Origin of the sequence: Sphingomonas sp. CCH5-D11 (assembly GCF_001557395.1) — a bacterium.
GTDB lineage: Bacteria > Pseudomonadota > Alphaproteobacteria > Sphingomonadales > Sphingomonadaceae > Sphingomonas.
The window spans coordinates 1-22767 of sequence record NZ_LSKH01000093.1 but is presented as its reverse complement, the minus strand read 5'-3'; the positions used below and the strand labels follow the sequence as shown (position 1 = coordinate 22767).

The window sequence follows — 22767 nt, the reverse complement described above, 5'->3', positions numbered from 1 at the left end:
CCCGCCGCGGCGGCATTCCTCGGCCAAGCGCCTCGTAAAACAAAACCTCACGCAGGCTCTCGTCACGTCCGACGGGTATGGCGAACAAGCCTTCGACCGGCATGCCGAGCGACCGGACCGCTTCGGCCAGCGCAAAACCATAAGTCGCAACCCCGGTGCCGTGTGGCAGCGCCAGGTTGAACCCGTCGATGCCGACGCTTGCGATGGTCGTGCGCTCGTCCCCCATGCCGCCGAACGACTAAACGTCGAAGCGAGAATCGCTAGTGAATTCGTCGTGCAGGCGGCGAAGGCGCTCGCCAAACCGTTCAGGGGTGTAATCACCCGCCCGCTCACGACCGCGCAAACTCAGCCGGGCACGCAGCTCGTCATCCCCGTCCAGGCGCCTGATCCCGTCGGCAATCGCATCTTGGCTCATCGGGTCGACCAGCAGCGCAGCTTCACCCGCTACCTCCGCTAGCGCGCCACTCCGCGACGTCAGCACGGGTGTTCCAAGCGCCATGGCCTCTATCACCGGAAGGCCGAAACCTTCCGCCAGGGAGGGAAACAGCAGGCCGCGCGCATGCTGGATCAGGTCGATCAGCGCAGCTCTTTCCTGATACGGCAGGATGATAAGGCCTGGCTCGCCATGCGCAGCGTCATGATCGGGGCCGGTCAGAACAAGTGGATGGGTCGTACCACTCGCACGCCACGCCGCTATCAGTCGCGACAGGTTCTTGCGTGGTTCGGCAAGTCCGCAGAACAGGAAATAGTGTTGCGGCGTCAGCCCGCTGAGCAAGGGCGCGTTCGCCGGTGTCAGACCGGTGATCGCCGTTCCGCCATTCACCACGGCGCGGGCCGGCAAGTCGAACGCGGCAAGGATCTCATGGCGCGCCGCATCGGAAACGGTCAAAAACCGGTCCGCGACTGCTGTCAGCGCTCCGATGCGCCGCCGCAGCGCCACCGGCTGCACCTGAGACAGGCTCGGCGCAACCAGCGGGATGGCGTCGTGAATCGTGTAAAGATTGATCCAGCCGTTGATCCACGCGGGTATCGGATAGGTCCAGTGCATGATCCCCGGCGCGCCCGGCGCATCCAGCCTGAGGAGCTTGCCCGTAGTGGCGAACCGCACGTGCGCCAGGCGAAAGATGTCGGCTGCACGCAGCGCGCACGTATCTCGGATCAACGAGACTGGCTTGGGCAGTCGAGCGCGCACCCGTCGCCGGATTACGTGCATTGAAGGGTTCGGGGTGCCGAATCGCCCGCGCTGGTCGTCGGTGAGCACCAGCGGCGCCGGTCCGGTCGCGGCGAGCCCCTCCTTGATCGCCCTCGCATAGGATGCGACGCCCGTCGCTTCCGCGTCCGCCAGCCGCCCGTCAATGCAAACTGGCACCTGTCGCACAGGGTTTAGATCCTCTAACACGCTCACGACACTGGCACGGGGTGGGAATGATTGTCCTCGACAATGTTTCAAAGGTCTATCGCGGTCACAACGTGGACAATGAGGTTCTGCGCGCGATTCACCTGACGATCCCTCGCGGCGACTCGATCGGGGTCTGCGGTGCCAACGGAGCTGGGAAATCCACGCTGATGAAGCTGATCGCCGGGATCGAGCGTCCGACGACCGGTAAGGTGACGCGGCACATGAGCGTTTCGTGGCCGATCGGCTATTCCACCGCGTTCCACCCGCATCTCACCGGGGCCGACAATGCCAGGTTCGTTGCCCGCATCTATGGCGCGGACGAACGCGAGTTGCTCGCCTTTGTCGAGGATTTCGCGCAACTCGGCTCCTATCTCCACGAACCGATCCGCACCTATTCGGCCGGCATGGCTGCGCGCCTTGCATTTGGCGTGTCGCTCGCGATCAGATTCGATTGCTATCTGGTGGATGAGGTGACGGGTGCTGGCGACGAACGCTTCAAGGTTCGCGCCGAGGAAGCTTTGTACGACCGGCGGGATAGCGGAACATTGGTGATGGTTTCGCACGATACGAGCACGCTGTTCCGATACTGCAAGCGCGGCGCGGTGGTCTACGGCGGCAGCGTGACGCTCTATGATACGATTGCGGAAGCGGCGGACGTTCATCATCGCCTCCAGGCCATTGGCGCACGCGCCGGGCAGGCTGCGTAAGGGTAGCGACGGATCTTTGGATCAGTCTGTTGGATTGTCTTGCCCCGCTTGACGCGATAACCGGCGGGCACGCACCGGCTTTTTCGGGGCGCTTCCGGGGGGAAAGTATGCGGAAGGGCGTAAGCGGATCGTCGCGGCTGATCGCGGCGGCGATGATCGGAAGTGCACTTGCCGGCTGCTCGACGCTGCCAAGCGCGGGTCCCACGGCGGCGCAGATCAACGACGCGCTGCGCAAGGACAATCAGACCGGCTTCACCATTGTCGACATTGATGCCGGCACCGCGCCGGCTCTTGCCTTCACACCGCCGCCGGTGGGTGGTCTTGCCAAGCTGGAGCGCGCCGGGCGCATCGATACGGTCGGATCCGGAGACCTGCTGGAGATCAGCATCTTCGAGGTCGGCGTCACCCTTTTCACCGGGGTCAGCGCCAGCCCGGCCCAGGGCGGCACGTTCAACCCCTCCGCACGCGGGACTCAGCTAGGCACCGTGAAGGTCGATGGCGCTGGCGATATCCAGCTGCCCTACATCGGCCGGCTCGCCGTGGCCGGCAAGACGACCAGCGAGATCGAGCGCATGATCGAGCAGGGACTGCGCGGTCTGTCCCAGCGACCGCAGGCGCTCGTGTCGGTAAAGGAGAATGCGCACAACATCTTCTATGTCTCCGGCGACGTGCGTCAGCCCGGGCGCTATACGCTGGCGCTGCCGCGCGAACGGCTGCTCGATTCGCTTGCGCGCGCGGGCGGCACGGTGAACCAGCCGGACGATATGGTGGTGCGCGTCACCCGCGGCGGCATCTTCGAGGAAAGTCGCCTTTCAGCGGTGGAGGCTTCCGGGCCGCAGAATATCGCGCTGCTGCCGGGCGATCGTATCGAGCTGTTCAATCGCCCGCGCACCTATCTGGTGTTCGGCGCGAGCGACAAGGTGAGCCAGGTGAACTTCGGCGCAAACAACGTGTCGCTGGCGGAGGCACTGGCGCGTACCGGCGGGCCGAGCGAGCGGCTCGCCGATCCCGCCGCCGTGTACCTGTTCCGCTACAACGCTGCGCCGGGCGACGCACCGGGGGCGCAGCCCGTGATCTACCGGCTCAACATGATGCGTCCGGACAGCTATTTTCTGGCGCAGCGCATCGGGATGCACGACAAGGACGTGATCTATATCGCGACGGCACGGGCCAATGCCCCCGGCAAGCTTGCCCAGATCCTGGGGCAGTTGTTCGCGCCCATCGTCGCCGTACGCGCCGTCAGCCGATAACGCCTCGCACTGCCCCGCTGCGGCGGTTAAGCAGGATCAATCCGGTTTCAGTTGGTTGAGCCGGCCAACTCGCCTACGGTAAAGGACCTAGGGAAGGCACCGCGCGGCGACCAACGCCGCGGCCGAACCTTTCCGCGCAAAGGCGATGACATGACCACACGGCCCGGCGAAATCATCACCCTTCCGCTGCGTACGTCGACGAAGTCGGTTGCCGCACGTGCTGTCGCCCTCGCGGGCGAGGGCATCGCCGCGCTGAAGGCATGTTTCGACGATCCGGGCTTCTGCTCCGATTTTGACCGGCTCGTGCGACTGATCGCCGGTTCGCGTGGGCGCGTCATCCTCGCCGGCATGGGCAAGAGCGGCATCATCGCACGCAAGATCACGGCAACGCTGACGTCCACCGGCGTTCCCGCCACGTTCCTGCATCCTGCCGAAGCCGGCCATGGCGACATGGGGATGATCACCCGGGACGATGTGGTCCTGGTCATCTCCCACTCCGGCGAAAGCAGCGAACTCGCCGCGATCTTCAGCTACTGCAAACGCTTCGCCATTCCGATCGTGACGATCACGACCCAGGCCGGATCCACCGCGGCACGGGCAGCCGACTTCCACATCCGCTTGCCCGACGTGCGTGAGGCGTGTCCGATCCAGCTCAGCCCAACCACGTCCACGACCGTGCAACTGGTGTTTGGCGACGCGCTGGCGATGACCCTCATGGCCGATTGCGGCTTCTCCGCGGACGATTTCCACCGACTGCATCCGAATGGTCGCCTCGGCGCGCGCCTGCTCAAGGTGCGCGATGTCATGGCGCACGGTGCTGACGTGCCGCGCGTCACACCCGACGCATCGTTGCTCGACGCGACCATTGAAATGACCCGAACCCGGCTGGGCGGCACTGCCGTCGTGGATTCAGACGGCCGCCTAATAGGCGCCTTCACCGATGGCGACCTGCGCCGCACCGTCACCGTGGAACGCACCCTGACCGATCCGGTCGGTCAGTATATGAGCCGGTCTCCCCTGTGCATCGGTCCGGCCGAGCTTGCCTCGGAAGCAGTTCGGCTGATGCATGAAAGCAACGTGATGTTGCTCTTCGTTCGCGAAGGCGAGCAGCTCGTCGGCGTCGTTCACATGCACGATGTCCTTCGCGCGGGCGTGGTCTGACGCTATTCTGCCCGGTGTCGCTGCTCATCGTCATTCCCGCTCGGGCCGGATCGACCCGGCTACCACTGAAGCCCTTGCTGCCGATTGCCGGTACTTCCCTGCTCCACCGCACGATCGCCTATGCGCGAGGAGCGCTGTCGAAAATGCCAGGCGCCCGGCTGGTGGTCGCAACGGACGACGAGCGCATCGCGCTCCATGCGGCTGAAACGGGCTGCGACGTTATGATCACGGATACCGGGCTCACTTCAGGCTCCGGCCGGGCGCTCGCCGCGGCGCGTATGCTGCCGGACAAGCCTGATGTGATCGTTAACCTGCAGGGCGATTCCCCCTTCCAACCACTTGAGGCACCTACAGCGATCATCCAGGCGCTGTCTTCGGCATCGGCCGACGTGGCAACGCCAGTCGTGCGCCTGAGCTGGCAAGCGCTGGACGCGCTCCGTGCTCACAAGACCGTCGCACCGTTCAGCGGCACCACCTGCGCCCGTGCCGCCGATGGACGCGCGCTCTGGTTCTCCAAAGCAATAATCCCGGCAATCCGCGACGAGGCCAGGCTGCGCGCCGCGGGCCGCCCCTGCCCCGTGTTCCGCCACATCGGCATCTTTGGCTATCGGCGTCGCGCGCTGGAGGCATTCGAATCGACCCCGCCCAGCGCGCTCGAAGAGCTCGAAGGCCTTGAACAGCTCCGGCTGCTGGAACTCGGCCTGCATGTGCAGACGGTCGAGGTCGCTCCCGCCCTGTTCGACATATCCGGCATCGACACCGCGGCGGATATCGCCCGCGCGGAGGCTCTGATCGCCGCCCATGGCGATCCCTATCATTGATGCGCGCGATCATCGTTCGCCACGGCAACACGTTCGCGCCAGGAGAACCGCCACGTCGCATCGGTGCACGAACCGACCTAGCGCTCGTCGAAAGCGGCAGGCTTCAAGCGCAAGCACTCGCCGAGTGCTTCAACGGTATGCAATTTGATCGCTGCCTCGCATCGCCGCTGCGCCGGACACAGGAGACCGCCGCCATCATCGCTCCCTACCTTCACCCCGAACCGGCGATCTGGCTTCGCGAGATCGACCACGGGCCGGACGAGGGCCTGAGCGAAACCGAAGTCATCGCCCGTGTCGGAGCAAGGGCGCTGGCCGATTGGGACGTTCACGCGCTTCCACCCCCCGGCTGGATAGTGGATGCGTCGGCTCGCGTTGCCGCCTGGCGCGCCTTTTTCGCGGGAATGACCGGCACCGTCCTCCTCGTGACGAGCAATGGCGCGGCGCGGTTCGCCCGGATCGCGCTTGGTCTCGGCCCGGCCCGCTTGCGCACCGGCGCTTATGCTGAAATCACCGCTGGCGCGGTTACGGCGTGGGACGTGCGTCCCTAAGACGGCTCAGCGTCGATCCTTCACGATCTCATCGATCCGGCGCAGGTCATCGAGCATCGCGGGCACCGCGCCCAGCGGCAGCATGACTGGCCCATCGGAGGGCGCTGTATCCGGATCATCATGCGCTTCCGCAAAGATCGCCGCAGCCCCCACGGCCAGCGCCGCGCGTGCGAGTGCCGGTGCGAACCGCCGGTCGCCACCAGACGACGCTCCAAGCCCGCCGGGCGCCTGCACTGAATGGGTCGCATCGAACATTACGGGAAAACCCGTTTCCCCCATGATCGGGAGGGCGCGAAAGTCGCTTACCAAGGTATTGTAGCCGAAGCTTGTTCCGCGGTCGGTCAGAATGATCCGGTCATTGCCCGTCGACTGAACCTTCGCGGCGACCGCTGCCATGTCCCAAGGCGCCAGAAACTGACCCTTCTTGATGTTCACGGCCGCGCCTGTCTCGCCCGCTGCGATGAGAAGATCGGTCTGGCGGCACAGGAACGCAGGTATCTGGAGGATGTCCACGGCCTGTGCCGCCGCCTTCGCCTGATCCGGCGCATGGATGTCGGTCAACACCGGGCAACCGATGGCGGATTTAACGTCGGCAAGCGTTCTCAGCCCGTCATCGATCCCAATCCCCCGCCGCCCGGTCACGGAGGTGCGGTTCGCCTTGTCGAAAGATGATTTGAACACGAACGGCACGCCCGCGGACTGCGCCATGCCGGCCAAGGCATCGGCCAGCCGCAGGCAATGGCCACGGCTTTCGATCTGACACGGCCCGCTGACCAGCACGAACGGCTGATCATTGCCAAAGGTAATCGTTCCAACCTGGACGTTCATCGCGGCGCCTTCACGAACCGCCGCAGCAACTGTCCTCGCCACGGCCAGACGCCGGAATGATAGTTCCAGAAAAACCAACCAAAGATCAGGCAGGCCAGAAAGGCGGGCACCGCCATCGGATCACCTTGCGCCCGCATCGTGCGATAGAATTCGCGATCGACGGCCCAGCGCCGGCGCTCCGGTCCTCCGCCGGCAATCCCGTAAAGATTGTCATGGCGCCGACAGCCGACGTTCCGGTTGTATTTGCGGTGATTCAAGAAAAGACAGTAATTCCGTTCCCGATCGGCCATGCCATCGTGTAGGCAGTCGCCATGGCGGGGTTCAAGCGGAAAGTCTTCTATGTCGGCGGCTTCGATCCGCGGGGCGCTCGCTTTTATCACGCGCTGGCCGCCGAACAGGTCGCCCGCTTCGCCAAACTGACGGGGGAGCCGGCGTCGGTGTCCCCGCGGCGGCGTGCCGGAGCGTTTCGGACCGACTGGTCCATCCTCAATTCAACACACGACGTATCGACCGAATACAGCTTTCTTCGCTGGGACGATATCGTCCGCAAGGCATGGATCCGTAATCCGTTCGCCTTGGCCGCCCGCGCGTGGCGAGCCTATCGCGCGTATATCGCCCACCTCGATTTCGAAACGGGGAAGAGGCTGGGCAAGGGGCCGCTGATTACCCTCTTCTATCCCCCGATCCTGTCCATCGCTCTGCCCTTGCTGCTCACCCTGATCATCGGTGGGCTGGCAGCGATCTGGCTGCCAGGGCCCATCGCATTCGCGATCGGCCTTGTGGCCGCCATCCTGATATCCGCACCGTTGCTGAAGAAGTGGCATGCCCCCTGGCTGTTGCGCTTCTTTGTTTTCAATAGTGAACTGAGCGGGGGCGAGGCCGATCCGGAAATCGAGGCGCGGCTGGACAATTTCGCCGAGGAAATCTGCGCCAGCCTCGATCAAGACTGGGATGAAATCATTCTTCTCACGCACAGCAACGGCTCGATCCTGTCCGTTCCGCTGATGGTGCGCGTGCTCGAACGTCGCGGCGAGCAGATGCCGCCGAACTTCACACTCGTCACCATGGGGCATTGCATTCCGCTCGTTGCTTGCCGGCGCGATGCGACCCACTTCCACGATCAGCTTCGCCGACTCGCCACCGCTGATTTCCGCTGGGTCGATATCGGGTCGCCGCCCGACGGCGCGGCCTATTTCGGGGTGAACCCCATGGCGATCGTCGCGCCGGACCCGCGGCCGCGGATGGATTTGCTCAGCCCCCGCTTTCACCTGTTCTACAACCCGGAAACCTACCACAAGGGCTATGCGAACAAGTACGAGATCCATTTCGACTATCTTCGCATGGGCGACCGTCGCTCCCCGCTCGACTTTCCCAGCCTGATGACCGCGGCAAGGCCGATCGACGCCTCGGTGGCAGAGTTCCGGGCGATCTGATGGGCTTGCCGAATATTGGCGGCAAGCAGGTCGACGGGCTGTTTGTACCGCCCTTCCCTGATCCACATCCGAAGAAATCGTCGCTGTTCTGGCGTTTCGTTCGGGGATGGAATTCCTGGATTCATGTGCTCTTTGACAAGAGCTACACGATGAAGATGGGGGAGATCCGCACGCCGGGTCTCCACATGTATATCGCCAATGAACTGCCGCTGGTGAAGCGGATCATGAGCAACTGGCGTGAGTTTCCCAAGCACCATCTGCTCGTGCGCACGCTGGAGCCGGCGATCGGGAACAGTGTGTTTTCCGCCAACGGCGATGATTGGGCCACCCAGCGCGAGATGATCAATCCCGCGTTTCAGCAGGCCGCACTGGCGCGAACGCTGCCGATGATGCGGGATGCAGCCGACGCACTCGTCTCCCGGATCGGCTATCTGGATCTCTCCCACCCGATCAACATCGATCCGCTGATGACGCATGTCGCCGCCGACGTGATCTTTCGCACTCTGTTCTCGCAGGCGCTAGGCGACGCGGACGCGCGCCGGATCCACCATGCCTTCAACCGCTTCCAGCGCCACGCCCAGTCCGCCTCCATGTTGCGCTTCTATCGGATGCCGACGTTCGGCTTCGTCAAGCGGTCGCGCCGCGCTGCGGAGGACATCCATTCGGTGTTCGCATCAATTGTTCAGCAGCGACTTGATGCCTATCGCGCGGACGCGGATCGCGGGCCCGACGACATCCTGGCGTCACTGATGGAGGCCCGTCATCCGCAAACGGGTCAGCCATTCTCGTTCACGGATCTGATGGGCCAGGTTTCCACCATCTTCCTGGCCGGGCACGAAACGTCGGCGAGCGCCCTCAGCTGGGCGCTATATTGCCTGGCAGGTGATCCGGAAACGCAGCGGATCGGGCGTGAGGAGGTTCTGTCCGTGGCCGAAAACAGGCCAATTGCGGCCGAATCGCTCCGGCGCATGCCCGTGATCCGCAACGTATTTCGCGAAACGCTTCGTTTATACCCCCCGGTCGCTTTCATGCCACGCGAGGTGAGCTGTCCATCGCAAATGCGTGACAAGCAACTGGAAACCGGCGCGATGATCGTCGTTTCGCCCTGGCTGATCCAGCGCAACGCCGAACACTGGCCCTGGCCCCACGCTTTCCACCCCGCCCGCTTCGATGATCCATCAGCAAAGGCGAAAAGTCGCGAGGCGTGGCTGCCCTTTGGCGCGGGGCCACGGATCTGCGTGGGCGCCGGATTTGCGACTCAGGAGGCCATTGTGGTCTTGGCCACGCTGCTGCGCGCGTTCACCATCGATCCCGCGCCGGGCGCGGTTCCCGAGCCGGTTGCGCGGCTGACGCTGCGGCCGAAGTGCGGCATCAAGTTGCTCTTCTCACGTCGATAAAGGGCGGCGACGAACGCCACTCAAAGCGTCAGCGTGCCTCCAGCGCTTGTTGACCAAGCACGATCGCGCCAAGTGGGCCGGCATTGTGCCCGAGCATCGGCGGCACAACGAACGTCTCCGTGTCCTCGATCTCGGCAATAGCGACGTAGCCGTTCAGCGAACGGCGCAAAGCTTGCCGAATGCGTGGGAAGAGGAACTGGCTGCCCAGCATCACACCTCCCCCCATGACGATACGGCGCGGCACGCCGGTCAGTGTAACGGTGTGCAGGAGTTGCGCGAGTGCCTGCACCACATTTTCCCACGCCGGGTGATCGGGCGGCAGATCCTGACCTTTTACTCCCGTCCTTGCGGCGATCGCTGGGCCCGAGGCGAGCCCTTCGACACATGCGCCGTGAAACGGACAGACGCCGGTCCACTCGTCACCGGCGAGGCGCTGCGGTCGGATATGCCCGAGCTCACTATGGGTCAGCCCATCCACCGCGCGCCCATGCGCGATGAGCCCGACACCGATGCCAGTGCCCACAGTGACATAGGCCAGATCTGAAAGCCCCTCCGCCGCGCCCCAGCGTGCCTCGCCAAGCGCTGCGCCGATGACGTCGCTGTGAAAGGCAGTCGGCACCGAATATCGTGCGGCCAGACGTCTCGCGACGTCAGTGCCGGCCCAGCCCGGCTTTGGCGTAGAAGTGATGTAGCCATAATCGGCGGCAGCTGCATCGATGGACACCGGCCCGAAACTCGCAATCCCCAATGCGGCAAACCCGGCCCACCCATCGATCACGCGCTCTATCGACCCAAGCGTTTCGTCAGGCGACGTTGTAGGGATTTCGATACGCTCGTGGATGGCGTCCGGGCCTTGCGCCAGGATAATCACGCATTTCGTCCCTCCAAGCTCCAGCCCAGCAATCAACGGCATGTTTGACATTCAAGCCTCCAGCGCGGCCGAATCGATCCGCCGCAGCATCGCAACGAAGTCGTTCAACTCCTGCTGCGAAAATCGGGCGAAGATTTTGCTTTCCAATTCCAGCGCCTTGGGAGCAACGCTCGCGTAGAGATCGCGGCCGGAAGGCGTCAGCGACAGATGATGAGACCGCTTGTCACCAGGGTTGGGCGCCCGCATCAGCAAGCCCCGCTCAACCAGCGCGATCGCCGCCCGACTGACGGTCACCTTGTCCATCCGCGTGCGCTCGCCAATGTCAGCCTGCGTGATCGCCTCTACCTCCGCGATGACAGCGATGAGGCGCCATTCCGGAATGGTCAGCCCGAACAGCGACTCATAAGCGCGGGCAATACGATCGCTGACGAGATTGGACGTAATCGACAGCCGATACGGCAGGAACCGGTCGAGCACGAGATGGTTCGTCATGCGGACAGTGGTAGCATTTGACACGAATGCCTCAAGCCGCGATGATAGTATCAAATGTTACTGGATGAGGAATCACTCATGTCGACCGACAATCCCCTGGGCCTGGACGGTTTCGAGTTCGTCGAGTTCACCTCTCCCGATCCCGACGCGATGGCGAAGCAATTCGAGCAGCTTGGCTTCGTACCGACACACCGGCATCCGACGAAGAACATCACGCGGTACAAGCAGGGACGCATTAATCTGATGCTGAACCGGGATGAAGCCGGACGCGTAAAGCAGTTCCGGAACGAACACGGAGCATCTGCAAGTGCCATGGCCTTTCGCGTTGCAGACCCGAAGAAGGCGCTGGAATGGGCCATCGCGCATGGTGCCGAACTGACGGAGGAGGATGATACTGTCATCAAGGGGATTGGTGGATCGTATCTGTATTTCGTGCCGTCGGATGTTGATCTGTATGCCGGTTGGGCCGAGTTCGACGGCTGGCGAGAGGCTGAGGCAAAGAACAACGTCGGCCTGGATCTACTCGACCACCTAACCCATAACGTCCGCCGCGGCCAGATGCGGGTGTGGAGCCATTTCTACCGTACGCTCTTTAACTTCGAAGAACAAAAATACTTCGACATCAAGGGCAAAGCGACAGGCCTTTTCAGCCAAGCGATGATCGCACCTGATAAGGCGATCCGCATTCCGCTGAACGAAAGCCAGGACGATAATTCCCAGATCGAGGAGTTCATCCGCGAATATCAGGGCGAAGGCATTCAGCACCTCGCGCTGACTACCGAAGACATTTACGACACGGTGGAGCGGCTCCGAGCACGCGGCGTGCGCCTGCAGGACACGATCGAAACCTATTACGAGTTGGTCGACAAGCGCGTGCCCGGGCACGGCGAAGATCTGGAGCGATTGAAGAAGAACCGCATCCTCATCGACGGCTCGGTGCAAAATGTCGAGGGCATTCTGCTCCAGATTTTCACCGAGAACATGTTTGGCCCGATCTTCTTCGAGATCATCCAGCGTAAGGGCAATGAGGGTTTCGGTAACGGTAATTTCCAGGCGCTGTTCGAGAGCATCGAGCTGGACCAGATCCGCCGCGGCGTCATCAAGGTCGACGCGTAAGGGTGAAACCGGCGCAGGTCTGGGCCGGTTGCGTCGGAGCCGGCCTTGATCGGGGTAGGATTGCTGCTGGCGATGAGAAAAGGTCAGGACATCTGGCGATTTCTTCAGCACGAGACATAAGGTGAGGATGCAGATGTCCGAAAGCACTGGCAAATATATTCCGGGCTTCGGCAACCATGTCTCGACTGAAGCGGTGGATGGCGCCCTTCCGATTGGGCGCAATTCGCCGCAGCGCCCCGCATTCGGCCTCTATGCCGAGCAACTCTCAGGCACGGCGTTCACCGCTCCGCGGCACGAGAACCGCCGCTCTTGGCTTTATCGATTGAGGCCCTCGGCAGAGCACCCCCCTTTTACCCGTTACGACGGTGCACCGGCCTTCGCCCCGGGAACGACCAGAGAGCCGCTTGCGCCAAACCGGTTGCGCTGGGATCCCGTTGAGCCGCGCAACGGCGTAGATCTGATCGACGGGATGACAACCATGCTCGCCAACCGCGACCCGGCTGATCTGGAAGGCGTGGCCATTCACCTTTACGGCGCGGACCGCAACATGGAGGGTCGCGCCTTCGTCAATGCCGACGGCGAGTTGTTGTTCGTGCCCCAGCAGGGGCGCCTCGAACTGCTGACGGAATTGGGTCGCATCGAGCTGTCCCCCGGCCAGATCGCCCTGGTGCCGCGCGGCGTGCGCTTCCGCGCGCTGCTGCCGGACGGCAGCGCCTCTGGCTACGCCTTGGAAAACCACGGCGCCATGTTTCGCCTGCCGGATCTGGGACCGATCGGCGCCAACGGTCTGGCCAATCCGCGCGACTTCGAAACCCCGGTCGCCTGGTTTGAGGACCAGGAAAAGCCGTGCGAGATCATCCAGAAATATCTTGGTAGCCTGTGGCATACAAAGCTTCACCATTCGCCGCTCGATGTCGTCGCCTGGCACGGCAATCTGGCTCCTTGGCGCTATGACCTCGCCCGGTTCAACACCATCAACACGGTAAGCTTCGACCATCCCGACCCGTCGATCTTCACCGTGCTGACCAGCCCCAGCGACGTGCCTGGGCGGGCGAACGCGGACTTCGTGATCTTTCCTCCACGCTGGATGGTGGCGGAGGACACGTTCCGGCCGCCGTGGTTTCATCGCAACATCATGTCAGAGGCGATGGGCCTGATTACCGGCGCCTATGATGCGAAGGCGGAAGGATTTCAGCCGGGCGGCCTGTCCCTCCACAACATGCTGAGCGGTCACGGGCCCGACAAGGCAAGCTGGGAAGCGGCCAGTCAGGCCGAGCTGAAACCGCACCAGATCACCGGAACAATGGCCTTCATGCTGGAAAGCTGCTGGCCGTATCGCCCGACCCGCTTTGCGCTGGATCATGCGCAGACCGACTACGATGCCTGTTGGGCTGACTTTCCCAAGGCCCGGCTTCCGTGAACCGGTTCGTCGCTGGTCGCTTCTGAATGGAACGACTCTCTGCAACGCCGGCCGGTATCGCGCTGGGCCCACTTGATCAGATCCTCGATGGCCAGGCGCGCAACTTCGTCATCGAGCTGCGCGCCGGCCGCTTTCACGGGTTCATCGTCCGGCGCGCGGACCAGGCCTTCGGCTATGTTGACCGCTGCCCCCATATGGGGCTGCCGCTCGCGCAAAAGCTAGATGACTATGTCAGCGCCGGCCACATCACCTGTAGTTGGCACGGCGCGCTGTTTGACATCACCTCCGGCGCGTGCGTCGGCGGCCCCTGTCCGGGCACAGCCTTGACGCCATGGCCAGTGCGGGTGGAGGCTGGGGCGATCATCACGGCATAGGAGAGATCACCATGCGCACATTGCGGCTCGACATCGTCTCCGACATCGTGTGTCCCTGGTGCTATATCGGGCTGGCGAACCTTCAGAAGGCGCTGAAGGCGGTTGGCGACGAAATTTCAGTCACGATCGACTTCCACCCGCTTCAGCTGAACCCTGGCCTTCCCCCCGAGGGGGAGCTTTCCGCCGACAATATCGCTCGAAAATACGGCATGACGCCAGAGCAGGCCCGCTCACGAGGTGGCGGGGTTCGCGCCGCAGCCGCCGAGGCCGGGCTTGCCATGGTTGGACGTCCCGACCGGCTGTATGACACGTTCGATGCTCATCGACTGCTCGCCTGGGCGCGGGAACAGGGCCGCCAACAAGAAATGAAGCGCGCCTTGTTCGACGCCTATTTCGAACGTGGGGGCAACATATCGTCAGCGGACATCCTCGTCGAGGCGGCGACGGCGGCCGGTCTCGACGCAGCCGCCGCGCGACAGGTGCTGGCGCGAGGAGACTTTGCAGCGCAGGTGCATGACGATGAGATCGAGTGGCGATCGGAAGGCATTGCCTCCGTTCCCACAATGGTCGTGGATGGCGAGTTCGTCATCAACGGTGCGCAGGCGCCCGATCGGATTGAACGGGCGCTGCGCAAGTTGGCCGCGCGCTAATCGATCAGATCAGCCCGACTTCTGAGCATCCTTTGCGCGCCCGAAGCCTTCACGGGCTTTCAATCGCTGCCAATAGGCCGCAACCTGGGGCGGAAAGCCATCGTCAATCTTCAGGCTCTTCGCCAAGAGAAGCGCGTAACCGACGGAGATATCAGCCATTGTGAAACGGTCGGCGACCAGCCATTCGCGATCGCCCAAGGCGCGCTCGACGTGCCGCAAGCGCGAATGAAACCATTGGGCATAATCGTCGGCCGCCTGTGGCAAACGACGTTCCGGCGGCTCCAGCATTCGGTATCGCAGCACCAGCGTCTGCGGGAAGGTCAGCGTTGCCTCTCCGAAATGCAGCCAGTTAAGCCATGCGCCATAGTCTGCCTCTTCGGGGCCGACCGCGAGCGGCGTGGGCCCGTATTTCACCGCCAGATATTGCACGATCGCCGCTGACTCGGTGAGCCGCGCATCGCCGTCGATCAGCAACGGGATCGTACCAAGCGGGTTTGCGTCCAGGTAGGACGGCTCGCGCACGCGCGGCGGGAATGGCAGCAGGTGCAGCTGGTAGGGAAGCTTCAGTTCCTCCAGCGCCCAGAGGGCACGGAAGGAACGCGCATCAGCACAATGATAAAGCTGGATCATCTTCTCTCACCAAGTGTCGACATAGCGGCCGGAGCGCCGCGCAGGGCTGGAGGCAAGGCCACGAAGCAACCATTTGCGCGTATCGGCAGGATCGATCACGGCATCGATCTCCAAATATTGCGCCACTGACACAGCCTTCCCTCGCTCATAGGAGTTGGCGACAAGCTCCTGATAACGCGCTTCTCTCTGAGCGGGATCGGTGATGGCCTCGAGTTCCTTGCGATAGCCGAGACGAACCGCGCCTTCGAGGCCCATCCCGCCGAACTCACCGGTCGGCCATGCCACCGTGAAAGGTCCGGCATGCAGCGATCCTCCCGCCATCGCCTGCGCACCCAGGCCATAGGCCTTGCGGATGACGACGGTGAAGACCGGAACAGACAGCGCCGAGCCCACGATGAACATGCGCGCGCCGCGGCGGATCGGCGCCGTCTTCTCTGCGTCCGGGCCCACCATGAAACCGGGCGTGTCGCAAAGGGAGACGATAGGAATGCCAAAGGCGTCGCAAAGCTGGAAGAAGCGCGCCGCCTTGTCAGAGCCTTCCGCATCGACGGCGCCCGACAGGAACTTGCAATCATTGGCGATAATGCCAATCGCCCGGCCGTCGATGCGCGCCAGCCCGGTAATCATGCCTTTGGCATAGCCACCCCGCAGCTCGACAAATGAGCCCTGATCGAACAAGCCCGCGATTACCGCCCGCATGTCGAAGACGCGTAACCGGTTCTCCGGCACGACGTGACGGAGCAGGCGCTGGTCCGGCACCTCACCGCCGCTTACGGGGCCCTGAAAAAATGAGAGTAAGCGACGCGCCAGATCTGTTGCGTCCGCTTCATCATCTGCGAGCACGTCGACTGCCCCGCTCTGCCAGTGAACCTCGACGGGGCCGACCTCCTTGGGGGAGTAGACGCCAAGGCCGCCCCCTTCGATCATGGCGGGGCCACCGACGCCTATATGCGCGTCACGCGTTGCGATCGTGACGTCGCAGCTGCCGAAAAGCACCGCATTTCCGGCAAAGGAATAGCCTGAGGTGATCCCGATCCGTGGCGCGGTGCCGGAAAGCGCAGCGAAGCTGCGGAACGTCGGCACATCCAGTCCCGTCGCACCAACCGAATCCACATCTCCAGGCCGGCCGCCGCCGCCTTCGGTATAGAAAACGATCGGAAGCTTCAGGTCAGCGGCGATGCCGAGAAGGCGATCGGTCTTGCGGTGATTGTTATGGCCCTGCGTTCCGGCGAGAACAGTATAGTCATAGGCTAGGCCCAGGCACTTTGCCGCCTCCTCCCCATGATCATGCGCATTGACGGTGCCAATTCCACCGACGAGTCCATCCGCCGGCGTGTTGCGCATCAGATCGTCCAGGGTGCGTCGCCGGCGCTGCGCCGCAATCGTCAGTGCGCCATATTCAACAAAGCTGTCCGGGTCGAAGAGGTGGTCGAGGTTCTCACGGGCGCTGCGCTGGCCGGTCCGGCGCCGACGGGCCATGGCGTCCGGACGATATTCATCCAGTCCCAGGGCGTGGCGGGCATGAACTTCGGCCAAGTCAGGGCGGACCAAGTCGAGGTCCAGCTCCTGCACGGCCGTCGCCTCCCCGATTGCATCGTCAGTCGGTTCGATGCTGAGGAAAAGGCCACCCTCCTCGATCACCTTTCCCTTCACGGCTGCAATGGCTGTCACCACCCCGCTGCGCGAAGCGACAACGGCATGCTGCATCTTCAATGCCTCGACGGTGCCCACCTCCATCCCGGCATGGATGCTGTCACCCACCGACACGTCGATACCGACGACGACGCCCGACAAAGGGGCAACGATCGCTTGCGCATCCTGCGTCGCCTGCGCCGGCATCTTGGGGGGAATGAGATCTGCGACGTATCGATCGAACCATGCGGTGTCGATGCTGACGTCAGAGACCTCCGGTCGCTCGAGCAGTCGCGCGAGCAACGGAAGGTTCGTGCCTAATCCCTCGATGCGGTATTCGGAAAGTGCGCGTCTGGCTCGGGCGAGCGCGCCCTCCCAATCGGACGCGTGCACGATCAATTTGGCGAGCAGCGGGTCGAACCGCGGGTTGGCCGCGACGCCAGCCTGCGCTGCGCCGTCGATGCGAATGCCTGGACCTCCAGGAAGAGAAAGATCAGTTATGGTTCCCGCCGATCCGCGCGGTGTTCCGTCGCTTCCGATCGTCTCTGCGTTGATCCGCAGCTGGATCGCGACGCCGCGAGGCTCTGGCACAGCAAGCGGCAGCGCTTCCCCCTGAGCAAGGCGAAGCTGAAGGGCAACAAGGTCGAGGCCAGTGACTTCCTCTGTCACCGTGTGCTCCACCTGTAGCCGAGGATTAACTTCAAGGAAGGCGAACGCTTCCGGATGATCAGGCGATAGGTCCCGATCTACCAGGAACTCGGCAGTGGCCACGCCGACATATCCCGTGCCATCCAATAGCTTGACGGCGGCGGCCTGGATGCGATCGGCGAGTGCCGGATCCAGCGCCTGAGCCGGCGCGATCTCGATCAGCTTCTGGTGCCGGCGCTGCAGCGTGCAATCACGCGTGCCGAGCGCCAGAACCCGCCCGTGAGCGTCAGCCGCCAGTTGCACCTCGATATGCCGTGCGGAAGGAATGTAGCGCTCCACCATCACGGCGTCAGAGCCGAACGCCGCAAGCGCCTCCGCCCCAGCTGCCGCCAGTTGCGCGTCCAGCGTTGATCGATCGCGGACCACGCGAATGCCGCGCCCGCCGCCACCCGCAACGGCCTTCACGATAACGGGGCCGGCAGCATCCTTGCCTTCCGCCAGAACAGGCACGCCGACGCTGCGCGCGTGGCGCTTGGCCGCTGCCTTGTCGCCGAACAGCTTCAACAAATCCGCATTCGGCCCGACGAACCTGAGCCCCGCTTCGCTGCAAGCCTGCGCCAGTCCGGCGTTTTCGCTGAGGAAGCCATAGCCAGGGTGTATCGCCGTACACGCCTCCGCTCGGGCGGCGGCTATGATCCCCTCGATCGAGAGATAGGCCGGCGCGCCCTCACCGGTGAGCGCAATCGCGCAATCAGCTGCCGAAACATGGGGCGCGGCCTGGTCATCCTCGGAAAAAACCGCAACGGTTCTCAACCCGATTGCCGACGCTGCCCTTGCGATCCGGATCGCGATTTCGCCGCGGTTGGCGATCAACAGGCTTTCGATGGCCCCTCTCCCTTTATCATCAAACTCCTTCAGGCGAGCCGCGCCGCGCATCAACCCCTTTTCGCCATGCCGTTCCTGTGGCTAAGCCCAGGATCGACCACGCCAGCGTGGATCATCGCTCAGGTGAAGAATGATGGCAGCATGAACCCACGACTGAAATCGATTATCGGAGGCTCCACCGGCAACCTGGTGGAATGGTACGATTGGTATGCCTATTCTGCCTTCACGCTATACTTCGCCCCGCACTTCTTCCGAGCGGAGGATCGCACCGCGCAATTGCTGAGCGCCGCGGCGGTGTTCGCCGTTGGGTTCGTCATGCGACCGATCGGCGCCTGGATCATGGGGATCTACGCCGATCGGCGGGGGCGAAAGGCCGGGCTGACGCTCTCGGTTACGCTGATGTGCGCTGGCTCCTTCCTGATCGCCGTGACACCGGGGTATGAGACAATCGGCGTCCTCGCCCCCGCCCTGCTTGTGTTCGCGCGGCTGATGCAGGGGCTGTCGGTCGGCGGGGAATATGGCGCCAGCGCGACATATCTGTCGGAGATGGCCGGTCGCGATCGACGCGGTTTCTTTTCGAGCTTTCAATATGTTACCTTGATCGCCGGTCAGCTGACCGCGCTCCTAGTGCTGCTCGTGCTGCAATCCACCATGAGCGAGGCAGCGCTGGACGCCTGGGGCTGGCGCATCCCGTTCGCGATCGGCGGCGTACTGGCGATCGTCGTCTTCCGCATCCGTCGCGGCCTTGCCGAAACGGAAAGCTTCAAGCGCGCGGACGGACCGAAATCCGGCTTCTGGACGCTCGTCACTCAACACCCGCGCGAAACGGCAACCGTCATGTTGCTGACCGCCGGCGGCACGCTCGCCTTCTATGCCTATTCGATCTACATGCAGAAGTTCCTGGTCAACACCAGCGGCTTCGACCGGGAAACGGCGAGCCAAATCAACGCCGCAACGCTGTTTCTTTTCATGTGTTTGCAACCACTTGCCGGTGGACTTAGCGATCGTATCGGAAGAAAGCCGCTGATGGTCGGCTTTGGAATTCTGGGCGTGCTCGCCACCTATCCAATCTTCACGACGCTGGAGACGGTGCGCAGCCCATTGATCGCGGGGTTGTTGGTCATGGCGGCGCTGGTGATCGTGACCGGCTATACCTCGATCAATGCGGTGGTAAAGGCGGAGCTTTTCCCCGCCAACATCCGCGCGCTTGGCGTCGCGTTGCCCTATGCGCTGGCGAACACGCTCTTCGGTGGCACGGCGGAATATGTCGCCCTGTCGTTCAAAGATGCCGGGTGGGAGCGCGGGTTCTACTGGTATGTCAGTGCGATGATCGCCGTTTCTCTGATCGTCTATGTCCGTATGCGCGACACGCGCACGACCAGCCGGATCAGCGAGGACTAAGCGCGGGAATGCTGCGCGCCGCCTCGGCCGGGTCAATGCCCGGCCGGGTGGTGGCGGGCAGCGTTTCGTCGCCGCGAGCGGCCCGCGCCGCACGCTGAATGGCCTCCACCAGACGCGGATAGATGCCGCAGCGACATATATTGGTGATGGTCTGGCGAATCTTGGCCTCGGACGGATCGCGATCATTCTTGATCAGCACCGCCGCGGCCATGACGATTCCCGGAATGCAAAAGCCGCATTGCACGACATTGCCGGCGAGCAGCGCGGCCTGCACCGGATGCGCCCGATCGCGCGACAATCCTTCCACGGTGGTGACGAAGCTGCCCTCCACCTGGGACAGCGTCACCCGGCAGGAGCGGACGGCGCGCCCGTCGATATCGACGGTGCACGCCCCGCAGCTTCCCGTGCCACAGCCATATTTCGCGCCCGTCAGGTTGGACGCGTCGCGCAGCGCCCATAGCAGCGGCGTGGCCGGGTCGAGGCGATATTCGATCGCCTCGTTGTTCACGGTAAGTCTTGGCATCCCGGCTCAATAGCCGAGCGCGGCGACCTCCGCATCATCGAAGCCGAGGTCGCGCAGCACCGCCGCATCCTGCCGATCGGCGCCGAGCGACGGGGCCACGGTACCGCTCTTCGAGTAGCGCGGCGCGGGTGCTGGCTGCTTGATCCCCCCCGCCTCGACAAAGGTGCCGCGCGCCTTGTTGTGCGCATCGTCATAAGCCTCGTCGAAGCCGAGCACCGGCGCGAAGCACACGTCATGCCCCTTGAACGCGGCAACCCACTCGTCACGCGACTTGCTCTTGAACAGCCCGGTCAGTTCCTCCTTCAACGCCGGCCATTGGCGCTGATCCATCTGTGCCGCCCATTTGTCGTCCGACAGGCCCATCACCTGGCGGAACTCGGCATAGAATTGCGGCTCGATCGCGCCGAGCGAGATGAACTTGCCATCGCCCGTCTCATAGGTGTCGTAGAAATGCGCGGCAGTATCGAGCAGGTTCGTGCCCCGCTCGTCGCTCCAGCGGCCCATTCCGCGGAAGCCCCACATCATGGTCATCAGGACCGCAGAGCCATCGGTCATCGCTGCATCGACCACCTGGCCCTCGCCAGTGCGCGCGGCATGGAGCAGCGCCGCGAGCATGCCATAGGCCAGGAACATGCCGCCACCGCCGAAGTCGCCAACCATGTTGATCGGCGGGGTCGGCTTCTCACCCTTGCGCCCGAACGCATGAAGCGCCCCGGAAATGGCGATATAGTTGATGTCGTGGCCAGGCTCTGGCGCCATCGGGCCATACTGGCCCCAGCCGGTCATGCGGCCGTAGACGAGCTTGGGATTGTCGGCGAGCAGCACATCCGGGCCGAGCCCCAGCCGCTCCATCACACCGGGGCGGAACCCCTCGATGATCGCGTCAGCGCCCTTCACGATCTTGCGCACCGCTGCGATGGCGTTCGGGTCCTTCAGATCCATGCCGACCGACTTGCGACTGCGCAGCAAGGGGTCCTTTTCCGCCACGCCATTGCCCTGCGTCTTTCCGGGCCGATCGATTCGGATCACCTCCGCCCCGTGATCGGCCAGCATCATGCCGGCGAACGGGCCCGGGCCGATGCCGGCGAATTCAACGATACGGATGCCGGCGAGGGGTGGCGTGCTCACGGATGCTCTCTCCTGACTAGATTTGCGGGAGGGGTATCGCGGCGGCGGCGCGAGCACAACAAAAGTTATGCTGGGCGACGCTTGCTTTCCTCGTCTCCACGCGGACCCGAAATGCTGAAGCGCCGACCTTGCGAATTCCTTCCCAAGCCGGCGGTTATGGATCCAGGCCTTCCCGGGACGACAAAACGAAAGTGGCTAGTCGCTCCGGAGAGCCGGCGCGCCTTTGCTCAACGACAGTTCGGCATCAGAAAATCGGATCGGCGTCCGCAAGCCAGCGATCGGCCTCGCCTCGTTCGCCGGCAGCACCATCCCGCGTGCCACGACCTGTGGATCGGTCAATGCCTGCTCCACCGTGTTGATCGGCCCGGCCGGCACCCCCGCCGCTTCCAGCTTTGCCAGAAGATCGTCACGTGCGAACGTGCGACAGCGTTCCTCGATCAACGCGAACAAGGGCGCGCGATGCGCGATGCGGCCGGCGTTGGTGTCCCAGCGCGGATCCGGGCCGATCCCGACAATCGCGGCAAAGCGGTGGTATTGCGCGTCATTGCCCACCGCGAGGATGAACCAGCCGTCGCTTGTCGGGAACACGGCATAGGGGCTGACATTGGCATGGGCATTGCCCATCCGCGCGGGGTTCTCGCCGCTCGCGAAATAGTTCGCCGCCTGATTGGCGAGCACCCCCACCATCGTGTCGAGAAGCGCGCAATCGACCTGCTGCCCCCTGCCCGTTCGCGCCCGCATCATCAGCGCGGCCTGAATGCCGATGGTGGCGTAGAGCCCGGTCATGATGTCGGCAAAGGCGACGCCAATCTTCTGCGGTGCGCCGTCTGGCTCTCCGGTCAGCGACATGATCCCGCCCAGCCCCTGGATGATGAAATCATAGCCGGCGCGATGGGCGTACGGCCCGGTCTGGCCGAAGCCGGTGATCGAGCAATAGACCAGCCGCGGGTGATCGACGGCGAGGCTCGCATAATCGAGCCCGTATTTGGCGAGCCCGCCCACCTTGAAGTTTTCGATCACCACGTCGGCGTCGGCGATCAGCGCCTTCACCCGCGCCACGTCTTCGGGATTGGTGAAGTTCGCGACGATGCTCGTCTTGCCGCGGTTGCACGCGTGATAATAAGCGGCCGCCTGGTCGCCGTCATGCTCCACAAAAGGCGGGCCCCAGGTGCGCGTGTCGTCACCCCCTGGGCTCTGCACCTTGATGACCTCGGCACCGAGATCGGCAAGGATCTGCCCCGCCCAAGGACCTGCGAGGATACGGGCAAGCTCGACGACCTTGATGCCGGCGAGAGGATGACGCCCCTCCCCTGATGAGGAGGGATGAGCGTCGGTCAAAACGCCGCAATCCCGGTGATGGCGCGCCCGAGGATCAGCGCGTGGACGTCGTGCGCACCCTCATAGGTGTTCACCGTTTCCAGGTTCATCACGTGGCGCATCACCTGATATTCGC

Annotated in this window: 22 protein-coding genes and 1 pseudogene; 12 read left to right on the top strand and 11 right to left on the bottom strand. The window is 63.6% G+C overall.

Annotated elements, in window-relative coordinates; genetic code table 11:
• Positions 1–226, bottom strand: a pseudogene (locus tag AX702_RS06160) (hypothetical protein); the annotation flags it as partial.
• A 12-nt stretch (positions 227–238) separates the two neighbouring features.
• Positions 239–1378, bottom strand: a complete 1140-nt coding sequence (locus AX702_RS06155; RefSeq protein ID WP_156455377.1) for a glycosyltransferase family 4 protein — start codon at positions 1376–1378, stop codon at positions 239–241.
• Between the two features lie 47 nt (positions 1379–1425).
• Here AX702_RS06155 and AX702_RS06150 point away from each other — a divergent pair, with 47 nt between their 5' ends.
• From AX702_RS06150 to AX702_RS06130, 5 genes are all read left to right on the top strand, one after another.
• Positions 1426–2106 carry an ABC transporter ATP-binding protein gene (locus AX702_RS06150; protein ID WP_066777536.1) on the top strand — a complete coding sequence of 227 codons (681 nt, stop codon included), beginning with the start codon at positions 1426–1428 and terminating at the stop codon, positions 2104–2106.
• A gap of 107 nt (positions 2107–2213) precedes the next feature.
• Positions 2214–3356, top strand: coding sequence for a polysaccharide biosynthesis/export family protein (locus tag AX702_RS06145; protein WP_066777534.1), 1143 nt, complete (start codon positions 2214–2216; stop codon positions 3354–3356).
• A 150-nt stretch (positions 3357–3506) separates the two neighbouring features.
• Positions 3507–4517 (top strand): KpsF/GutQ family sugar-phosphate isomerase, encoded by a 1011-nt coding sequence (locus AX702_RS06140; RefSeq protein ID WP_066777552.1) that lies wholly within the window; start codon positions 3507–3509, stop codon positions 4515–4517.
• 14 nt (positions 4518–4531) lie between these two features.
• A complete protein-coding gene (kdsB, locus tag AX702_RS06135; protein ID WP_231731748.1) occupies positions 4532–5338 on the top strand; it encodes a 3-deoxy-manno-octulosonate cytidylyltransferase in 807 nt (268 codons plus the stop codon).
• Positions 5338–5886, top strand: coding sequence for a histidine phosphatase family protein (locus tag AX702_RS06130; protein WP_066777532.1), 549 nt, complete (start codon positions 5338–5340; stop codon positions 5884–5886). The genes kdsB and AX702_RS06130 overlap by 1 nt, the downstream gene beginning before the upstream one ends.
• A 6-nt stretch (positions 5887–5892) precedes the next feature.
• Here AX702_RS06130 and kdsA read toward each other — a convergent pair whose 3' ends face one another.
• Both kdsA and AX702_RS06120 read right to left on the bottom strand, forming a co-directional pair.
• Complete coding sequence (gene kdsA, locus AX702_RS06125; protein ID WP_066777519.1) at positions 5893–6714, bottom strand: 3-deoxy-8-phosphooctulonate synthase; 822 nt, start codon at positions 6712–6714, stop codon at positions 5893–5895.
• Positions 6711–7004: a hypothetical protein gene (locus AX702_RS06120; RefSeq protein ID WP_066777516.1), complete on the bottom strand. Its 294-nt coding sequence runs from the start codon at positions 7002–7004 to the stop codon at positions 6711–6713. The genes kdsA and AX702_RS06120 overlap by 4 nt, the downstream gene beginning before the upstream one ends.
• A 21-nt stretch (positions 7005–7025) precedes the next feature.
• On the opposite strand from AX702_RS06120, the gene AX702_RS06115 reads away from it, so the two are divergent.
• Both AX702_RS06115 and AX702_RS06110 read left to right on the top strand, forming a co-directional pair.
• The gene (locus AX702_RS06115) at positions 7026–8147 is read left to right on the top strand and encodes a hypothetical protein (RefSeq protein WP_066777512.1); all 1122 of its coding nucleotides are present in this window, start codon (positions 7026–7028) and stop codon (positions 8145–8147) included.
• A complete protein-coding gene (locus AX702_RS06110) occupies positions 8147–9544 on the top strand; it encodes a cytochrome P450 (RefSeq protein ID WP_066777509.1) in 1398 nt (465 codons plus the stop codon). Before AX702_RS06115 ends, AX702_RS06110 begins: the two co-directional genes overlap by 1 nt.
• A 28-nt stretch (positions 9545–9572) precedes the next feature.
• Here AX702_RS06110 and AX702_RS06105 read toward each other — a convergent pair whose 3' ends face one another.
• Both AX702_RS06105 and AX702_RS06100 read right to left on the bottom strand, forming a co-directional pair.
• Complete coding sequence (locus tag AX702_RS06105; RefSeq protein WP_066777506.1) at positions 9573–10466, bottom strand: ROK family protein; 894 nt, start codon at positions 10464–10466, stop codon at positions 9573–9575.
• Positions 10467–10907 carry a MarR family winged helix-turn-helix transcriptional regulator gene (locus AX702_RS06100; protein ID WP_066777503.1) on the bottom strand — a complete coding sequence of 147 codons (441 nt, stop codon included), beginning with the start codon at positions 10905–10907 and terminating at the stop codon, positions 10467–10469.
• Between the two features lie 78 nt (positions 10908–10985).
• Here AX702_RS06100 and hppD point away from each other — a divergent pair, with 78 nt between their 5' ends.
• From hppD to AX702_RS06080, 4 genes are all read left to right on the top strand, one after another.
• Positions 10986–12023, top strand: coding sequence for a 4-hydroxyphenylpyruvate dioxygenase (gene hppD, locus AX702_RS06095; RefSeq protein ID WP_066777500.1), 1038 nt, complete (start codon positions 10986–10988; stop codon positions 12021–12023).
• A gap of 133 nt (positions 12024–12156) precedes the next feature.
• Positions 12157–13443 (top strand): homogentisate 1,2-dioxygenase, encoded by a 1287-nt coding sequence (gene hmgA, locus AX702_RS06090; protein WP_066777548.1) that lies wholly within the window; start codon positions 12157–12159, stop codon positions 13441–13443.
• Between the two features lie 26 nt (positions 13444–13469).
• Complete coding sequence (locus AX702_RS06085) at positions 13470–13817, top strand: Rieske (2Fe-2S) protein (protein WP_066777496.1); 348 nt, start codon at positions 13470–13472, stop codon at positions 13815–13817.
• A gap of 11 nt (positions 13818–13828) precedes the next feature.
• On the top strand, positions 13829–14467 hold the full coding sequence (locus tag AX702_RS06080) for a DsbA family oxidoreductase (RefSeq protein WP_066777493.1): 639 nt from the start codon (positions 13829–13831) through the stop codon (positions 14465–14467).
• A gap of 9 nt (positions 14468–14476) precedes the next feature.
• Here the strand turns inward: AX702_RS06080 and AX702_RS06075 are convergent, their stop codons facing one another.
• A complete protein-coding gene (locus AX702_RS06075; RefSeq protein WP_066777491.1) occupies positions 14477–15097 on the bottom strand; it encodes a glutathione S-transferase family protein in 621 nt (206 codons plus the stop codon).
• 6 nt (positions 15098–15103) lie between these two features.
• Positions 15104–18250 carry an acetyl-CoA carboxylase family protein gene (locus tag AX702_RS06070; protein ID WP_197420506.1) on the bottom strand — a complete coding sequence of 1049 codons (3147 nt, stop codon included), beginning with the start codon at positions 18248–18250 and terminating at the stop codon, positions 15104–15106.
• A gap of 153 nt (positions 18251–18403) precedes the next feature.
• Here AX702_RS06070 and AX702_RS06065 point away from each other — a divergent pair, with 153 nt between their 5' ends.
• Positions 18404–19663 carry an MFS transporter gene (locus tag AX702_RS06065; protein WP_066777545.1) on the top strand — a complete coding sequence of 420 codons (1260 nt, stop codon included), beginning with the start codon at positions 18404–18406 and terminating at the stop codon, positions 19661–19663.
• Here the strand turns inward: AX702_RS06065 and AX702_RS06060 are convergent.
• From AX702_RS06060 to AX702_RS06050, 3 genes are all read right to left on the bottom strand, one after another.
• Positions 19650–20186: a (2Fe-2S)-binding protein gene (locus AX702_RS06060; RefSeq protein WP_066777485.1), complete on the bottom strand. Its 537-nt coding sequence runs from the start codon at positions 20184–20186 to the stop codon at positions 19650–19652. The genes AX702_RS06065 and AX702_RS06060 overlap by 14 nt on opposite strands.
• Positions 20187–20192: 6 nt before the next feature.
• Entirely contained in the window at positions 20193–21314 is a 1122-nt protein-coding gene (locus tag AX702_RS06055; RefSeq protein ID WP_066777482.1) for a CaiB/BaiF CoA transferase family protein, read from the bottom strand.
• A 195-nt stretch (positions 21315–21509) separates the two neighbouring features.
• A complete protein-coding gene (locus AX702_RS06050) occupies positions 21510–22652 on the bottom strand; it encodes a CaiB/BaiF CoA transferase family protein (protein ID WP_066777480.1) in 1143 nt (380 codons plus the stop codon).
• Positions 22653–22767: the final 115 nt, after the last annotated feature.

What these genes read in the sequence shown, in the direction of transcription:
- AX702_RS06150 (WP_066777536.1), top strand. Translation starts at nt 1,426, where the DNA reads ATGATTGTCCTCGACAATGTTTCAAAGGTCTATCGCGGTCACAACGTG.
- AX702_RS06145 (WP_066777534.1), top strand. Translation starts at nt 2,214, where the DNA reads ATGCGGAAGGGCGTAAGCGGATCGTCGCGGCTGATCGCGGCGGCGATG.
- AX702_RS06140 (WP_066777552.1), top strand. Translation starts at nt 3,507, where the DNA reads ATGACCACACGGCCCGGCGAAATCATCACCCTTCCGCTGCGTACGTCG.
- AX702_RS06130 (WP_066777532.1), top strand. Translation starts at nt 5,338, where the DNA reads ATGCGCGCGATCATCGTTCGCCACGGCAACACGTTCGCGCCAGGAGAA.
- kdsA (WP_066777519.1), bottom strand. Translation starts at nt 6,714, where the DNA reads ATGAACGTCCAGGTTGGAACGATTACCTTTGGCAATGATCAGCCGTTC.
- AX702_RS06120 (WP_066777516.1), bottom strand. Translation starts at nt 7,004, where the DNA reads ATGGCCGATCGGGAACGGAATTACTGTCTTTTCTTGAATCACCGCAAA.
- AX702_RS06115 (WP_066777512.1), top strand. Translation starts at nt 7,026, where the DNA reads ATGGCGGGGTTCAAGCGGAAAGTCTTCTATGTCGGCGGCTTCGATCCG.
- AX702_RS06110 (WP_066777509.1), top strand. Translation starts at nt 8,147, where the DNA reads ATGGGCTTGCCGAATATTGGCGGCAAGCAGGTCGACGGGCTGTTTGTA.
- AX702_RS06105 (WP_066777506.1), bottom strand. Translation starts at nt 10,466, where the DNA reads ATGTCAAACATGCCGTTGATTGCTGGGCTGGAGCTTGGAGGGACGAAA.
- AX702_RS06100 (WP_066777503.1), bottom strand. Translation starts at nt 10,907, where the DNA reads ATGACGAACCATCTCGTGCTCGACCGGTTCCTGCCGTATCGGCTGTCG.
- hppD (WP_066777500.1), top strand. Translation starts at nt 10,986, where the DNA reads ATGTCGACCGACAATCCCCTGGGCCTGGACGGTTTCGAGTTCGTCGAG.
- hmgA (WP_066777548.1), top strand. Translation starts at nt 12,157, where the DNA reads ATGTCCGAAAGCACTGGCAAATATATTCCGGGCTTCGGCAACCATGTC.
- AX702_RS06085 (WP_066777496.1), top strand. Translation starts at nt 13,470, where the DNA reads ATGGAACGACTCTCTGCAACGCCGGCCGGTATCGCGCTGGGCCCACTT.
- AX702_RS06080 (WP_066777493.1), top strand. Translation starts at nt 13,829, where the DNA reads ATGCGCACATTGCGGCTCGACATCGTCTCCGACATCGTGTGTCCCTGG.
- AX702_RS06075 (WP_066777491.1), bottom strand. Translation starts at nt 15,097, where the DNA reads ATGATCCAGCTTTATCATTGTGCTGATGCGCGTTCCTTCCGTGCCCTC.
- AX702_RS06065 (WP_066777545.1), top strand. Translation starts at nt 18,404, where the DNA reads ATGAACCCACGACTGAAATCGATTATCGGAGGCTCCACCGGCAACCTG.
- AX702_RS06060 (WP_066777485.1), bottom strand. Translation starts at nt 20,186, where the DNA reads ATGCCAAGACTTACCGTGAACAACGAGGCGATCGAATATCGCCTCGAC.